At 67.0% G+C, this 15,080-nt stretch carries 11 protein-coding genes; 7 read left to right on the top strand and 4 right to left on the bottom strand.

What is annotated here, in order from left to right; genetic code table 11:
* The first annotated feature begins 70 nt into the window (after nt 1-70).
* The 4 genes from aceB (at nt 71) to ABIA73_RS05590 (ending at nt 6,982) form a co-directional block, all read left to right on the top strand.
* Nucleotides 71-1,693 carry a malate synthase A gene (aceB, locus tag ABIA73_RS05605; protein WP_354275530.1) on the top strand — a complete coding sequence of 541 codons (1,623 nt, stop codon included), beginning with the start codon at nt 71-73 and terminating at the stop codon, nt 1,691-1,693.
* 69 nt (nt 1,694-1,762) lie between these two features.
* On the top strand, nt 1,763-3,064 hold the full coding sequence (gene aceA, locus ABIA73_RS05600) for an isocitrate lyase (RefSeq protein ID WP_025875808.1): 1,302 nt from the start codon (nt 1,763-1,765) through the stop codon (nt 3,062-3,064).
* Nucleotides 3,065-3,430: 366 nt separating this feature from the next.
* A complete protein-coding gene (locus tag ABIA73_RS05595) occupies nt 3,431-4,471 on the top strand; it encodes a GGDEF domain-containing protein (RefSeq protein ID WP_025875806.1) in 1,041 nt (346 codons plus the stop codon).
* A 15-nt stretch (nt 4,472-4,486) separates the two neighbouring features.
* Nucleotides 4,487-6,982: a putative peptide modification system cyclase gene (locus ABIA73_RS05590; RefSeq protein WP_354275529.1), complete on the top strand. Its 2,496-nt coding sequence runs from the start codon at nt 4,487-4,489 to the stop codon at nt 6,980-6,982.
* Nucleotides 6,983-6,989: 7 nt separating this feature from the next.
* Here the strand turns inward: ABIA73_RS05590 and ABIA73_RS05585 are convergent, their stop codons facing one another.
* Nucleotides 6,990-7,286: an NHLP-related RiPP peptide gene (locus ABIA73_RS05585; RefSeq protein WP_025875803.1), complete on the bottom strand. Its 297-nt coding sequence runs from the start codon at nt 7,284-7,286 to the stop codon at nt 6,990-6,992.
* Nucleotides 7,287-7,433: 147 nt separating this feature from the next.
* Here ABIA73_RS05585 and ABIA73_RS05580 point away from each other — a divergent pair, with 147 nt between their 5' ends.
* Entirely contained in the window at nt 7,434-8,609 is a 1,176-nt protein-coding gene (locus ABIA73_RS05580; RefSeq protein WP_354275528.1) for a putative peptide maturation dehydrogenase, read from the top strand.
* A 45-nt stretch (nt 8,610-8,654) separates the two neighbouring features.
* On the opposite strand, the gene ABIA73_RS05575 is transcribed toward ABIA73_RS05580, so the two are convergent.
* From ABIA73_RS05575 to ABIA73_RS05565, 3 genes are read right to left on the bottom strand one after another with little or no spacing between them, the layout of a single operon-like run.
* Complete coding sequence (locus tag ABIA73_RS05575) at nt 8,655-10,637, bottom strand: acetyl-CoA carboxylase biotin carboxylase subunit (RefSeq protein ID WP_025875799.1); 1,983 nt, start codon at nt 10,635-10,637, stop codon at nt 8,655-8,657.
* A gap of 26 nt (nt 10,638-10,663) precedes the next feature.
* Nucleotides 10,664-12,274: a carboxyl transferase domain-containing protein gene (locus tag ABIA73_RS05570; protein WP_032978141.1), complete on the bottom strand. Its 1,611-nt coding sequence runs from the start codon at nt 12,272-12,274 to the stop codon at nt 10,664-10,666.
* An 8-nt stretch (nt 12,275-12,282) separates the two neighbouring features.
* Nucleotides 12,283-13,446 carry an isovaleryl-CoA dehydrogenase gene (locus ABIA73_RS05565; protein ID WP_025875795.1) on the bottom strand — a complete coding sequence of 388 codons (1,164 nt, stop codon included), beginning with the start codon at nt 13,444-13,446 and terminating at the stop codon, nt 12,283-12,285.
* A gap of 159 nt (nt 13,447-13,605) precedes the next feature.
* On the opposite strand from ABIA73_RS05565, the gene ABIA73_RS05560 reads away from it, so the two are divergent.
* Nucleotides 13,606-14,214 carry a TetR/AcrR family transcriptional regulator gene (locus tag ABIA73_RS05560; RefSeq protein ID WP_025875794.1) on the top strand — a complete coding sequence of 203 codons (609 nt, stop codon included), beginning with the start codon at nt 13,606-13,608 and terminating at the stop codon, nt 14,212-14,214.
* A gap of 205 nt (nt 14,215-14,419) precedes the next feature.
* The gene (locus ABIA73_RS05555; protein WP_025875793.1) at nt 14,420-14,938 is read left to right on the top strand and encodes a c-type cytochrome; all 519 of its coding nucleotides are present in this window, start codon (nt 14,420-14,422) and stop codon (nt 14,936-14,938) included.
* The last annotated feature ends 142 nt before the right edge of the window (nt 14,939-15,080 follow it).

The raw sequence follows: 15,080 nt of genomic DNA, 5'->3' as shown, positions 1-15,080 counted from the left end.
CAAAAACTGTTTTGCCAAATACAGGGCTGCGGCCGCACGGTGGAGTCGTTCCCCACGCTGGAGTTCTGCCATGTCCGCCGTCGCTTCCGCTGTTCCCTCCACCACCGCAAAGGCCACGCCGGGCATTGCCCTGGCGACCCAGGTGGCGGGCCAGGCCACCGTGCTGCCGGCGCCCTTGCTGGCCCTGCTGGTGTCCCTGCACCGGGCAGTGGAACCCGGCCGGCAGGCGCGGCTGCAGGCCCGTCGCGAGCGCCAGGCATTCTTCGACCAGGGCGGCCTGCCGGACTTCCGCCAGGACACCACCGCGATCCGCAGCGGTGACTGGACCGTGGCGCCGCTGCCGGCCGCGCTGCAGGACCGTCGCGTCGAGATCACCGGCCCGACCGACCCGAAGATGGTCATCAACGCGCTGAACTCCGGCGCCAAGGTGTTCATGGCCGACTTCGAGGATTCGACCTCGCCGACCTGGCGCAACCTGCTGGCCGGTCAGCAGTCGCTGGCCGCTGCGGTGCGCGGCGACCTGCAGTACACCGCACCCAATGGCAAGCACTACGCACTGCGCCCTTATGAGGAGCAGGCGGTGCTGATCGTGCGTCCGCGCGGCTGGCACCTGGACGAAAAGCATGTGCGCGTGGATGGCCAGTTCCTCGCCGGCGGCCTGTTCGATGCGGCGGTCTTTGCCTTCCACAATGCGCGCGCGCTGCAGTCCAGGGACCGCGGCCCGTACTTCTACCTGCCGAAGCTGCAGAGCATGGAAGAGGCGGCGCTTTGGGAGACCGCGCTGTCGCACATCGAAGGCATGCTCGGCCTGCCGCACGGGCAGATCAAGGTGACCGTGCTGATCGAAACGCTGCCGGCAGTGTTCGAGATGGATGAGATCCTGCACGCCCTGCGCGATCGCATCGTCGGCCTCAACTGCGGGCGCTGGGATTACATCTTCTCGTACCTGAAGACCTTCCGCCGCCACGCTGACCGCGTGCTGCCCGAGCGTGGCCAGGTGACCATGACCCAGCCGTTCCTGAAGGCGTATTCGGAACTGCTGATCCAGACCTGCCATCGCCGCGGCGCACATGCGATGGGCGGCATGGCCGCGCAGATTCCGATCAACAACGATGCCGCCGCCAACGAGCAGGCGATGGCGCGGGTGCGTGCCGACAAGCTGCGCGAAGTGAGCGCTGGCCACGATGGCACGTGGGTCGCCCATCCGGCACTGATTCCGGTGGCGATGGCGATCTTCGACGAGCACATGCCCACGCCCAACCAGCATCACGTGCTGCGCCAGGATGTGCGCGTGGGTCGCGATGAACTGATCGCGCGGCCGCCGGGCACGATCACCCGCGCTGGCTTCGAAGGCAATGTCGAAGTCTGCGTGCGCTACCTGGCTGCATGGCTGGATGGCAACGGCTGCGTGCCGATCCACCACCTGATGGAGGATGCGGCCACCGCCGAGATCAGCCGCAGCCAGCTGTGGCAGTGGCTGCATACCCCGGGCCAGCAGCTGGACGACGGCACTGCCATCGATCTGGCGCTGCTCGATACCACCCTGGCGCAGCTGCCGGCGCGCCTCGGCGACACCTCGGCGCTGCCAGGCGGCGGCCGCATCGAAGAAGCCATCACCCTGCTGGCCGAGTTGAGCCGCAGCAACGAACTGACCGACTTCCTGACCCTGCCGGCGTACGCGCGCATCGACTGACCGCTGCATGCCGGTTTTCCCGCCGCTTCCTTCCCCGCTGCATCCGCACGAACCGAACTGGAGATAGACATGAGCACGCTGCCCACTGCCGAACAGATCCAGCACGACTGGGACACCAATCCGCGCTGGGAAGGCATCCAGCGCAACTACAGCGCCGCCGACGTGGTGCGCCTGCGTGGCACCGTCCATATCGAGCATTCGCTGGCCCGGCTGGGCGCGGAAAAGCTGTGGAAGTCGCTGCATGAGCGCGACTTCGTCAACGCGCTCGGCGCGCTGACCGGCAACCAGGCCATGCAGCAGGTGAAGGCCGGGCTGAAGGCGATCTACCTGTCCGGCTGGCAGGTGGCGGCCGATGCCAACCTGGCCGGGCAGATGTACCCGGACCAGTCGTTGTACCCGGCCGATTCGGTACCGGCGGTGGTCAAGCGCATCAACAACACGCTGCTGCGTGCCGACCAGCTGCACCATGCCGAAGGCAAGGATGACATCGACTTCCTGCAGCCGATCGTGGCCGACGCCGAAGCCGGTTTCGGCGGCGTGCTCAACGCCTTCGAGCTGATGAAGGCGATGATCGAAGCCGGTGCTGCCGGCGTGCACTTCGAAGACCAGCTGGCCTCGGTGAAGAAGTGCGGGCACATGGGTGGCAAGGTGCTGGTGCCGACCCGCGAGGCGATCGAGAAGCTCAACGCCGCGCGCCTGGCCGCCGACGTGCTGGGCGTACCGACCCTGCTGGTGGCGCGTACCGACGCCGAGGCGGCTGATCTGCTGACCAGCGACATCGATGGCAACGATAAACCGTTCGCCACCGGCGAGCGCACCGTGGAGGGCTTCTACAAGACCCGCAACGGCCTGGACCAGGCCATCAGCCGCGGCCTGGCCTACGCACCGTATGCCGACCTGGTGTGGTGCGAGACCGGCAAGCCGGACCTGGAATTCGCGCGGAAGTTCGCCGAGGCGATCCACGCGAAGTTCCCCGGCAAGCTGCTGGCCTACAACTGCTCGCCCAGCTTCAACTGGAAGAAGAACCTGGACGACGCCACCATTGCCAGGTTCCAGAAGGAGCTGGGCAGCTACGGCTACAAGTTCCAGTTCATCACCCTGGCCGGTTTCCACGCGCTGAACTACGGCATGTTCAATCTGGCCCACGGCTATGCGCGCCGGCAGATGAGCGCCTTCGTGGAGCTGCAGGAAGCCGAGTTCGAAGCGGCCGAGCGCGGCTTCACCGCGGTCAAGCACCAGCGCGAAGTCGGCACCGGCTACTTCGATGCGGTGACCCAGGCGATCCAGCAGGGGCAGTCCTCGACCACGGCGCTGACCGGTTCGACCGAGGAAGAGCAGTTCCATGGCGAGCGCAGCGAACGGGCTGCGTGATCCGGTCGTGCCGGCCGCTGGTCGGCAACCTTCTGTGTTCCCGCAGTCCTTGATGCTGTCGGCCAGCGGCCGGCACGACCAGGGCTCGGACTGATCAGGGTGGCCAGGGAAGGGCCAGACGACGCCGGCAGATCGGGGGATCTGCCGGCGTTGTTGTATCTGCGGCTGCTGCGACAATCGGCGTCGCGGTCACCGCAAGCTATTGATATGGCTTTCTTTCTTCCTGCGCCCAACGCATGTGAATGGGCACGGTTGAGCCATGCAGGGCGGGGCACCGCGTCTTCACAAAAATGAGAAGCGGCGCACAGTTTGATTCACTGATATGCTCCGCGGCTCACCAGGGGACGCTGGCGGCGGGTGCAGGGAATGACCGGCAGGGGTGCGGCCGAGAACATCGACACGACAACCGGTATCGCCAAGGTGGCGATGGCCGAGATCGTGCATGCGCTGCTTTCCGACGAAGAGGTCGCCCTGTTTGCCCGGTTTGCCCAGCCCTGCCGGCTGCAGGCGGGCCAGTGGCTGTTCCACCGCGGCCATCGCGGCGAGTGCATGTACATCATCCTGGAAGGCCTGATCGAGCTGGATTTCGGCGAGGACCTGGTGCTCAAGACACTCGGCCGGCATGAGTTCTTCGGTGAGCTCGGCCTGTTGATGGGCGACCATCCGCGCAGCGCCAGCGCGCGGGTGATGGCCGACTGTCACGTGCTGGAGCTGGGACCGGCTGATTTCCATCGCCTGGTCGAGTCCGACCCGGGGCTGGTGGCCTACTTCCTACGGCGCACGATCCTGCGTGTGCTGACCAACGAGCAGGCCCTGATCAGCCAACTGCGGCGGCGCAACCATGACCTGGAAGCCGCGCTGGACAACCTGTACATCACCACCCACCAGCTGACCCACACGCGTGAGCTGGTGCGCACCGACGAACTGACCGGCCTGCACAACCGCCGTGGCCTGGCCCTGTTCCTGCAGGAATGCCGCACGCAGGAAGAGGGGCCGCCGCAGGCGCTGCTGCTGATCGACTGTGACCGCTTCAAGCAGATCAACGACCGCCACGGTCACCAGGCCGGCGACCGGGTGCTGCAGAGCATGGGCAACATCCTGCGCTCGATGGCCGGCGAACATGACCTGGCCTGCCGCCTGGGCGGCGACGAGTTCTGCCTGATCCTGCGCCGGGCCAATGTCGAGATCGTGCAGCACGCGGCTGAATTCATCCTCAGCGCGGTGCACGGCCTGCTCGAGCGCAGCCATGGCACCCCGCACGTCAGCCTGGCCAGCATCGGTGCCAGCCTGCTGGCCCCTGACGCGGACTGGAGCGAGTGGTACGCTCGCGCCGATCGTGCGCTGTACCAAGCCAAGCGCGCAGGCGGCAACTGCCTGCGGTGGGCCAATGGCCCGGATGGACACTGAGCGGAGATCCTGGCGATGAATGGCGACAACGGAACGTCGGCCCCGCATAACGCCCAGCTGCGGGCGCTGCTGTTCACCGACCTGTGTGATTCGCTGCAACTGGTGGAGCGTATCGGCGATGCTGCCGCAGCCACCCTGTTCCAGGAGCACGACCGTCTGGTGCTGGTGTTGCAGCATCGCTGGAATGGGCAGTTGATCGACCGTTCCGACGGTCTGTTCCTGCTGTTCGAACGCCCGGTGGATGCGCTCGGTTTTGCACTGGATTACCAGCGCGACCTGCAGGCACTGGGCGAGCAACGCAGGGTCGAGCTGCGCGCACGAGCGGGCCTGCATGTGGGTGATGTGCTGACCTGGGAAAACAGTCCCGAAGCGGTCAAGGTCGGCGCCAAGTCGATGGAAGTCGAAGGCCTGGCCAAGCCGATGGCCGCGCGCCTGATGACCCTGGCGCGCCCAGGCCAGATCCTGATGTCGGCAGTTGCCGAATCACTGACCCGCCGCGCCACGGATGCCTTGGGCGAGCGTGGCCAACGCTTGCTATGGAAGTCGCACGGGCGTTGGCGGTTCAAAGGCATGCCGACCGTCCAGGAAGTGATTGAAGTTGGCGAGATCGGCTTTGCTCCGCTGCGCCCGCCGCGCGCCAACGCCAAGGCACGGCGTGATCTTCCGTTGTGGCGGCAGCCGGTGGTATTGCTGGCGGAAAGCCTGATCCTGGCGTCTGTGGTGGTGGGGGGCTGGTTCCTGCTGCGCCCGGAGCCAGCCATCGCATTCTCAGAGCGCGATTGGGTGGTGCTGGCCGACCTTGAAAATTTCACCGGTGAGCCGGTGTTCGATGAATCGACACGCCATGCGATCCTGATCGCACTGGAACAGTCGCGCTACGTGAATGTGCTGTCCGAAGGCAAGATCCGCGAAAGCCTGGAAATGGCGCGCTTGTCCGGCGATACCCGCTTGAATCGCGGTGCAGCGATCGATGTGGCCATGCGCGAAGGCGCTCGAGCGGTCCTGCTGCCGACCGTACGCCCCAAGGCAGGGGGCTATCAGCTGGGAATCGACGTGGTGGCCCCCGGCAGCGGGCAGGTGGTGCGCAGCTTCACCGTCGCCGCCGAAGGCCCCGACCAGATGATGTTCGCGGTGGACGATGTCGTCGGTCGTCTGCGCCGTGGCCTGGGCGAATCGGTGGCCAGCCTGGAGCAGTCCTTGCCGCTGCCGAAAGCCTCTACCCGTGACCTGCGTGCTCTGCGCGCCTATGCCCTGGCCGAGAATGCCCTGGGCCAGCGCCGCTTCGAGGAAGCACGCAATCTCTACCAGGCTGCGATCGACATCGACCCCGGTTTCGCGCTGGCCTACATGGGCGTGGCCAAGCTGCTGGCGCGCACCGAAGAAGGGCGGCAGGCCCGCGAGGCGATGCAGCATGCGCTCGCCCAGCAGGAACGCCTGCCACCGCGCGAGCGCCTGTACCTGAAGGCCTGGCAGGAAGAACTGGAACCGGGCGGCTGGGCCCTGGAGCAATGGCGGACGCTGGCCAAGGTCTATCCCGATTCCTTCGCCGGGCTGTCCAATACGTCCTGGCTTCTGTTGCAGGACAATCGTTTCAGCGAAGCCGAATCCTACGCACATGCGGCGTCCGTACCGCAGGATCCGCTGCGGCTGTATCCGATGGTGCAGTTGGCACGCATCCAGATCGCCCACAACCAACCGCAGCTGGCCGCCGAAACGCTGATGCAGGCACAAGGGCTGCGCGGCCGCGATGATCCCGATGACACCGGCGTCGATGTATTTGTGGCGCAGCGCCGTTACGTACAGGCCGGCCAGCTGCTTGTGAAGCTGCGCACCGGAGATGCGCTGGCGCAGCGGATGCGGCTGCGTGCACAGCTGCTGCTGGCTGCCGACCAAGGTGATTGCGCGTCGATGCAGGCGGCCGTGCGCGCGGACGCACCGGCACCTGAGCTTGCGGACATGCAGGTACAGCAGCGATTGCAGCACGCCAGCGTGACCACGTTGTGCGCGGCGGGCGACAAAGCCGAACTGCAGGCCATCGCAGCGCAGCTGCAGCCGCTGCTGGAAGATCGCGACGATCCCATGCAGCAGGCCCGCAGCCTGCAGTGGCTGGCCCTTGTCTATCTGGCTCAGCGGCAGGGACAGACCGATGTTGCCGAAGCCTGGCTGCATGCCAACGAGGCGCTGCTGCGCGCTCAGCGCAGCCCGATGGTCGGTAAATGGATGCGCGTGGTTGCGGCGATGGGCGAACTGCAGAGGCAACGGCCGGACGCTGCGCGGGCCCTGATCGAGCCGATGCTCGATGGCAGCGAGCCGGTGCAGGCGCACGTGGTACTGCTGCATGCGCTACGTGCGCAGAGCGATGAAACAGGCGTACGCCGCGAGCAGGAATGGCTGGCCCGCCACCGTGGCCAGGCCATTGCCGAAGTCTCGGCGATGCAGGTCTGGCAGCCGCTGAACGTGCACGATGTATCGAGCTGGGCCGCACCGGTGAAGGCGGGCGGCGCGCCCTGAGCCGGTATCAGCCGCCGATGCAATCGTCGACTTTGCCCGCTTCGAAGCAGAACACCACATTCATCGCGGTCAGCGAGCTGGCGAGGTGTTTCTGCAGGCCGTCGCGAACGCGGCGAAGCTCCTCCACCGGGGCGAGCGAGTCGATCTTCATGCAGTCCTTCTCACCCAAGGCAGCATCCAGACCGATGCTGGAGAGGGCCTTGGCCGGCGATTCGGCGAAGCGTTCGCGGAAGGCTGTATCGTTGATGAGGTTGTCCAGCAGTACGCCGGCATCTTCAGCGGAAAGGCGAGGGTCGGTAGCCATGTCGATCATCCAGAGTAGAACTTACGGTATCGGCCACCACCGCTCGGCATTTAGGGCGATGTGTGCATTGCACAGAAGCGCCTCCACAGTACCGCGGCCGTTGCGGGCAACCCGCATACTACGGTTTCCACTGGTGGATGATGAAAGATGCAGATCCGACGTTGCGCTATCGTGATGTTCGAACCCCGCAGCGAGGTCTCGCTGGACCTCTCCCTGCTGCTGCAGGGCCAGGCGGGACTGGTAACGCGCATGCATTGGCAGGCCCTTGCCGCCCATCTGGACGCACCCGTGGGGGTGAGCATCGAGGAAATCGATGTGCTGGGCCGCATCGAGCCGGATCGCTGGGTGGAGCCTGCACAGGTCGGCCTCGAAGGCGCCGCGCTGGCACGCCTGCTGGAGATCGGTCTGGTGATCAGCCAGGAGCCAGGTGAGGCTTCGCATCGTGACCGCGACCAGCGCGTGCGCGACGCCAACTGGTGGCCGCTGTCGGCGTTGCAGCACCGGATGGGACGCTGGGGCGGCATCAACAGCGCGCGTGAGATGCGCGAGCACAAGCTGGTCACGGCGCAGGATCTGCATGCCAGGTTCGGTGCACCGCCCGCCGCAGTGGATGCGCCCGGTACCGACCCCTTGATGTTGCCCGATACGCCTGACGATGCGCGCGACGAGCTGCTGCGAAAGCGTGCAACCTGCCGAAACTTCGACGCGCAGCGCGCGTTGGCGCTGCCGCTGTTGGCGCAGGTACTCAAGCGGACCGTGCAGGCACACGCCGCATTGCGGCCGGGGGATGGCATGGAGTTCCTGAAGAAGCACATTCCTTCCGGCGGCGGTCTGCATCCGTTGGAAACCTATGTGGTCGCCCTGGCTGTCGACGGTCTTGCGCCGGGCGTCTATCACTACCACCCGATGGAACACGCGTTGCGACCGGTCGCCGTTGCCACCGACGACCTGCGCACCTTGATGCTGGGTTTTGTTTCCGGGCAGGACTGGTTCGCCGACGCCCCGCTGCACCTCATCCAGGTGGCACGCTTCCCACGCAGCTTCTGGAAATACCGCCACCATCCAAAGGCCTACCGGGCGGTACTGCTTGATGCGGGGCACCTGTCGCAACAATGGATGCTGTCAGCCACCGAGCTTGGACTGGCCGCTTATGTGACCGCGGCGATCAACGAGATCGACGTGGAGAAGGCGCTGGGGCTGGATGGCATCGATGCCAGCCCGGTGATGATATGCGGCCTGGGGTGGCGCGCGGACGCCCAGGTCACCAGTGAATTCGACCCGCTGCAGCAGGTCTGGCGCGGGAATCCGGCTCCGCAACCTTGACCTCGTGGCAGCAGGTAGGCCGGGCAACGCCCGGCCGACCCTCCATCACGCTGCTTCGAAATCCACCAGCACCGCGCCGTCGCCCACCTGGTCGCCGGCCTTGGCCCGGTAGCCCTTCACCGTGCCATCGGCCGGTGCCTGCAGGGTGTGCTCCATCTTCATCGCTTCCAGCACCACCAGCGGCGTGCCGCGCTTGACCTGCGTGCCCGCCGCCACCAGTGTTGCGACGATCCTGCCGGGCATCGGTGCCAGCAGGCTGCCGGCATCGGCGCTGGCCTGCTCGGATTCGCCCACCGGGTCGTGCAGGGTGAAGCGGTGCTGGCCATCGCTGGCGAACAGGTACAGCTGATCGCCGTCGCGCTGCAGCTGCAGCCGCCAACGACGCTCGTCCATCTGTACCGACAGGGTCTGGCCATCGGCATGGCCGACCACCTGTTTCGGCGCTGCGTCACCGCACTGCACGCGCCAGCCATCGGCAGTGGTCCACACCTTCAGCGTGTGTGCCCGCTCTCCCTGCTGCAGCGGCACCGAGCGCGCGGCAGGCACGCCCAGCCGCCAGCCATCCTGTGCCTGCCACGGTGAATGCGGGTCGCGTGCATCGGCGGCAGCGGCAGGTGTGCTTGCCACCGCGGCGATCGCTGCCAGTTCCCACAGCGCCTGCTCACCGTCACCGGTGACCGCCAGTGCGGCCTGCTCGCGCTCGATCAGCGCGGTATCCAGCTTGGCGTTGGCGAACGAGTCGGTCTGCACCAGGCGCCGCAGGAAACCGGCATTGGTGGTTACGCCCACCACCTGGCAGTCGGCCAGGGCCTGGCTCATGCGCCGCAGCGCGGCGTCGCGGTCCACGTCCCAGACGATCAGCTTGGCGATCATCGGGTCGTAGTACGGGGTGATGCTGTCGCCTTCTTCCACACCAGTGTCCACCCGCACGTTGGCCGACGGGGTCGGCAGGCGCAGGCGGCGCAGGGTGCCGGTGGAGGGCAGGAAGCCGCGGTCGGCATCTTCGGCATACAGGCGTGCTTCGAGAGCGTGGCCGTGGATGGCCAGTTCGTCCTGGCGCTTGGGCAGCGGCTGGCCAGCGGCCACGCGCAGCTGCCACTCCACCAGGTCGGTGCCGGTGATGAACTCGGTGACCGGGTGTTCGACCTGCAGCCGGGTGTTCATTTCCATGAAGTAGAAATCGCCGTCCGGGCCGGCGATGAACTCCACCGTGCCGGCACCGACGTAGCCCACAGCGCGCGCGGCATCGACGGCGGCCTTGCCCATCGCGGCGCGGCGGTCGGCGCTCATGCCCGGGGCCGGCGCTTCTTCCAGCACCTTCTGGTGGCGTCGCTGCACCGAGCAGTCGCGCTCGAACAGATACACCGCCTCGCCCTGGCCACCGCCGAATACCTGGATTTCGATATGGCGCGGGCGCTCGACATACTTCTCGACCAGCACGTGGTCGTTGCCGAACGCCGAGGCCGCCTCGCGCTGGCAGCTGGCCAGCGCATCGACGAAGTCCTCGCTGCGCTCGACCTTGCGCATGCCTTTGCCGCCGCCGCCGGCGCTGGCCTTGATCAGCACCGGATAGCCGATGCCGTCGGCCTGGGCGCGCAGGAACTCCGGCGCCTGCTGGTCGCCGTGGTAGCCCGGCGTCAACGGCACGCCGGCCTTGGCCATCAGTGCCTTGGCTGCACTCTTGTCGCCCATCGCGCGGATCGCACTGGCGGGCGGACCGATGAAGGCGATGCCGGCCGCCACGCAGGCGTCGGCGAAGTCGGCGTTCTCGGACAGGAAGCCGTAGCCGGGATGGATGGCCTGCGCGCCGCTGCGGCGTGCGGCGTCGAGGATGGCATCGCTGCGCAGGTAGCTCTCGCGCGCGGCCGCCGGGCCGATGTGGATGGCTTCGTCGGCCAGCCGCACGTGGCGCGCATTGCGGTCGGCATCGGAATACACCGCCACGGTGGCGATGCCGAGGCGGCGGCAGGTGGCGATGACGCGGCAGGCGATCTCGCCGCGGTTGGCGATCAGGACTTTGCTGAACATGGCAACAGACTCGGTCATGGCACAGGTCACATGCGGAACACGCCGAAGCGCGTCTGCTGCGGGGGAGCGTTGAGGCTGGCCGACAGGGCCAGGGCCAGTACCCGGCGGGTATCGACCGGATCGATCACGCCGTCGTCCCACAGGCGCGCACTGGCGTAGTACGGGTGGCCCTGCTGCTCGAACTGGTCGCGGATCGGTGCCTTGAACGCATCCTCTTCCTCGCCCGGCCACTGCCCGCCCTTGGCTTCGATGCCATCACGCTTGACCGTGGCCAGCACGCTGGCGGCCTGTTCGCCGCCCATCACGCCGATGCGTGCGTTCGGCCACATCCACAGGAAATTGGGCGAGTACGCACGGCCGCACATGCCGTAGTTTCCGGCACCGAACGAACCACCGATCACCACGGTGAACTTGGGTACCTTGGCGCAGGCCACCGCCATCACCAGCTTGGCCCCGTCCTTGGCGATGCCACCCTGTTCGTATTTGCGGCCGACCATGAAGCCGGTGATGTTCTGCAGGAACACCAGCGGAATGTTGCGCTGGGTGCACAGCTCGATGAAATGCGCGCCCTTCAGCGCGGACTCGGAGAACAGGATGCCGTTGTTGGCGATGATGCCGATCGGATAGCCGTGCAGATGGGCGAAGCCGGTGACCAGCGTTGCGCCATAGCGCGGCTTGAACTCGTCAAAGCGCGAGCCGTCGACCAGTCGCGCGATCACTTCGCGCACGTCGTAGGGCTTGCGCGTATCGGCCGGGATCACCCCGTACAGTTCGTGCGCCGGCAGCAGCGGTTCTTCCACCGGCTGCAGCGCCATCGCCGCTTCGGGCTTGCGCCAGTTGAGCTGGGCGATGATCGCGCGCACCCGTGCCAACGCCTGCAGGTCGTTGTCGGCCATGTGGTCGGCCACACCGGAAATGCGCGTGTGCACGTCGGCACCGCCCAGTTCTTCGGCCGTCACCACTTCACCGGTGGCCGCCTTCACCAGCGGCGGGCCGCCGAGGAAGATGGTGCCCTGCTCGCGCACGATCACCGTCTCGTCGCTCATCGCCGGCACGTAGGCACCACCGGCGGTGCAGCTGCCCATCACGCAGGCGATCTGCGGGATGCCCTGCGCGGAGAGATTGGCCTGGTTGTAGAAGATGCGGCCGAAATGGTCGCGGTCCGGGAACACCTCGTCCTGCAGCGGCAGGAAGGCGCCACCGGAATCGACCAGGTAGATGCACGGCAGGTGGTTCTGCTCGGCGATCTCCTGCGCGCGCAGGTGTTTCTTCACTGTCACCGGGTAATAGGTGCCGCCCTTGACCGTGGCATCGTTGGCCACGATCACGCACTCCACGCCGCTCACCCGGCCGATGCCTGCGACCACGCCGGCGGCGGGCACGGCATCGTCGTACATGCCGTGCGCGGCCAGCGGTGCGATCTCCAGGAACGCGCTGCCCGGGTCGAGCAGCGCATCGATGCGGTCACGCACCAGCAGCTTGCCGCGTGCGGTGTGCTTGGCCCGCGCCGCCTCGCTTCCACCCAAGGCGGTGCGGGCGAGGGTGGCGTGCAGGTCGTCGACTACGGCCTGCATCGCCGCGCGGTTGCTTTCAAATGTTTCGCTGCCCGGTTGCAGCTGGCTGCCTAGGATGCTCATGGGGTGCCTTACAGGGTGCGCTGGAACAGTTCGCGGCCGATCAGCATGCGGCGGATCTCCGAGGTGCCGGCGCCGATTTCATACAGCTTGGCGTCGCGCCACAAGCGGCCGGTCGGGTATTCATTGATGTAGCCGTTGCCGCCGAGGATCTGGATCGCCTGGCCGGTCAGCCACGTGGCCTTCTCGGCGGCGTACAGGATCGCGCCGGCCGCATCCTGGCGGGTGGTACGGCCCTGGTCGCAGGCGCGCGCCACGGCATACACATAGGCGCGGCAGGCACCCAGGCCCACGTACATGTCGGCGATCTTGGCCTGGATCAGCTGGAAGCTGCCGATCGGCTCACCGAACTGGTGGCGTTCGTGCACGTACGGCATCACCACGTCCATGGCTGCAGCCATCAGGCCCAGCGGGCCGCCGGACAGCACCACGCGCTCGTAGTCCAGGCCGGACATCAGCACGCGCACGCCGCCGCCGACCGCGCCCAGCACGTTTTCTTCGGGAATCTCGCAGTCCTGGAACACCAGTTCGCAGGTGGGCGAGGAGCGCATGCCCAGCTTGTCCAGCTTCTGCGCGGTGGAGAAACCCTTCATGCCCTTCTCGACCAGGAACGCGGTGATGCCCTTGGCGCCGGCTTCGACATCGGTCTTGGCGTACACCACCAGCACGTCGGCGTCGGGGCCGTTGGTGATCCACATCTTGTTGCCGTTGAGCACGTAGCGGTCGCCGCGCTTGTCCGCGCGCAGCTTCATCGACACCACGTCCGAACCTGCACCCGGTTCGCTCATCGCCAGCGCGCCGACCTTGGCGCCGCTGCACAGGTCCGGCAGGAAGCGCTGCTTCTGCGCTTCGGTGCCGTTCTTGCGCAGCTGGTTCACGCACAGGTTCGAGTGCGCGCCGTAGGACAGGGCGATGCCGCCGGAGGCGCGGGAGATTTCTTCCATCGCCACCACGTGGGCCAGGTAGCCCATGCCGGTGCCGCCGTATTCTTCTTCCACGGTCAGGCCCAGCAGGCCCTGTTCGCCCAACTTGGGCCATAGTGCCAACGGGAACTGGTTGGTTGCATCGGCCTCGGCCGCGAGCGGCGCGATCTCGGCAGCGGCAAAATGGGCCACGCTCTGGCGCAGCAGGTCGATATCTTCGCCGAGGTCGAAGTTCAGGGATGGCACGTGCATTGCGATGGCTCCACGAGGGAAGGTGGGGAATGGACGCACCCGGAAGGGGAAGCGGGCGGCCGTTCACAGCAGCGGCCCGCGCGGGCGATTGGACCCCAGCGTAGCGGGGTTCGGGCAAGAAGTGAATACAAATTCAAAAATTGAAACCAGACTCAGAACATGGCCTACAAACGCTCAGCATTGATGGAAGAACGCCTGGCCGGGGCCCGTGAACGGATCCTGCTGGCCACCCGCGAACTGGTCGCCACCGGCGGCTGGCGCAACGCGCCGGTAACCGCCGTGGCCACCCAGGCCGGGGTCTCCACCGGCCTGATCTACCGCCACTTCCCGTCCAAGGCCGAGCTGTTCGTGGAAGTGCTCAACGCTGCCGTGGCCCATGAGGTGGCGATCATGGAGCGCATCGCCAGTGCGCCGCAGCCGGCCAGCGTGCGCCTGCGCCAGGCCATCACCGCCTTCGTGCGCCGGGCCCTGGCCGGCCCGGGCCTGGCCCATGCCTTCATCGTCGAACCGGTGGACCCGGACGTGGAAGCCGAGCGCATGCGCGGCCGCCGTGCCTTCGGTGACGTGTTCCTGCGCCTGGTGGAAGAGGGCGTGGCGGCCGGTGAACTGCCGGCACAGGACGCGCACGCTGCCGCCGCCTGCCTGGTGGGTGCCTTCACCGAAGCGATGGTGGGCCCGACCGCACCCAGCCGCGAAGCGCACCGCGACGAGGACGCACTGGTCGAGGCCATCTGCAGTTTCTGCCTGCGGGCTGTTGGCGCAGGGTGATGCCGCCGTTGCGCGTGCCGGGCGGCTTCTACCGCGCTTCGCGCTCGCCGGGCGCGGTCCGGCGCCACTCGCACGCGGCAACGGCCGCATGCTGCGCCGCACCAGCCGTGATGCCTGTTGTCGTGCGCGGAGTGCGTTCTATACTCGGCCCATCACGCAGTCGCTCAGCCGTGGTCCAACGACTATCAGCCAGGGGTAACGAAGAGTGCGGAATTACGATCTGGAGTTCCTGAAACGCTTCTCCATGGTGATCGCGCTGTTGATGGCCATCACCCTCGGTCTGATCCTGCTGGCCGCGTTCATCCACACCCGGATTCCGCCCGAGGTGTCGCCCACCGCCGCCAAACGCACTGAACAGCGCATCTCGCCCACTGGCGCGGTATACGCCGGCAGCACCGGCGCCGCCGCGCAGGCCGCGGCCAAGGCCGCAGCGCTGGCCAAGGCCGCCTCGCAGGTGGCCTACGGCGGTACCAAGGACGGCAAGGTGATCTTCGACAACCTGTGCACCGCCTGCCATACCACCGGCGTGGGCATGGCGCCGACGCTGGACCACTCGCACTGGGACAAGCGCCTGGCGCAGGGCAAGGACACCCTCTACAAGCACGCCATCGAGGGCTACACCGGCCCCGACGGCGGCATCATGCCGCCCAAGGGCGGCAACCCGGCGCTCACCGAGGAGCAGATCCACGCCACCGTGGACTGGATGCTGGGCAATCTGAAATAGCGGACGCCGCCGCGTCCGCTGGTAGTGCCGGCCGCTGGCCGGCAGCCACGCATCGCATGAAGGTCATGAGGTTGCCGGCCAGCGGCCGGCACTACCCGGCTTTGCCCACCGAGGCCGGAACCCCGCTGCGCAGGCGGGGTTT

This window comes from Stenotrophomonas sp. 2694 (assembly GCF_040548715.1).
GTDB classification, from domain to species: Bacteria; Pseudomonadota; Gammaproteobacteria; order Xanthomonadales; family Xanthomonadaceae; genus Stenotrophomonas; species Stenotrophomonas indicatrix.
Note: the sequence above shows the minus strand (reverse complement) of the source record. Positions and strands in the feature narration are given on the sequence as shown.

Bases quoted from the DNA above. Each gene is read 5' to 3' on its own strand.
- aceB (WP_354275530.1), top strand. From the start codon at position 71: ATGTCCGCCGTCGCTTCCGCTGTTCCCTCCACCACCGCAAAGGCCACG.
- aceA (WP_025875808.1), top strand. From the start codon at position 1,763: ATGAGCACGCTGCCCACTGCCGAACAGATCCAGCACGACTGGGACACC.
- ABIA73_RS05595 (WP_025875806.1), top strand. From the start codon at position 3,431: ATGACCGGCAGGGGTGCGGCCGAGAACATCGACACGACAACCGGTATC.
- ABIA73_RS05590 (WP_354275529.1), top strand. From the start codon at position 4,487: ATGAATGGCGACAACGGAACGTCGGCCCCGCATAACGCCCAGCTGCGG.
- ABIA73_RS05585 (WP_025875803.1), bottom strand. From the start codon at position 7,286: ATGGCTACCGACCCTCGCCTTTCCGCTGAAGATGCCGGCGTACTGCTG.
- ABIA73_RS05580 (WP_354275528.1), top strand. From the start codon at position 7,434: ATGCAGATCCGACGTTGCGCTATCGTGATGTTCGAACCCCGCAGCGAG.
- ABIA73_RS05575 (WP_025875799.1), bottom strand. From the start codon at position 10,637: ATGTTCAGCAAAGTCCTGATCGCCAACCGCGGCGAGATCGCCTGCCGC.
- ABIA73_RS05570 (WP_032978141.1), bottom strand. From the start codon at position 12,274: ATGAGCATCCTAGGCAGCCAGCTGCAACCGGGCAGCGAAACATTTGAA.
- ABIA73_RS05565 (WP_025875795.1), bottom strand. From the start codon at position 13,446: ATGCACGTGCCATCCCTGAACTTCGACCTCGGCGAAGATATCGACCTG.
- ABIA73_RS05560 (WP_025875794.1), top strand. From the start codon at position 13,606: ATGGCCTACAAACGCTCAGCATTGATGGAAGAACGCCTGGCCGGGGCC.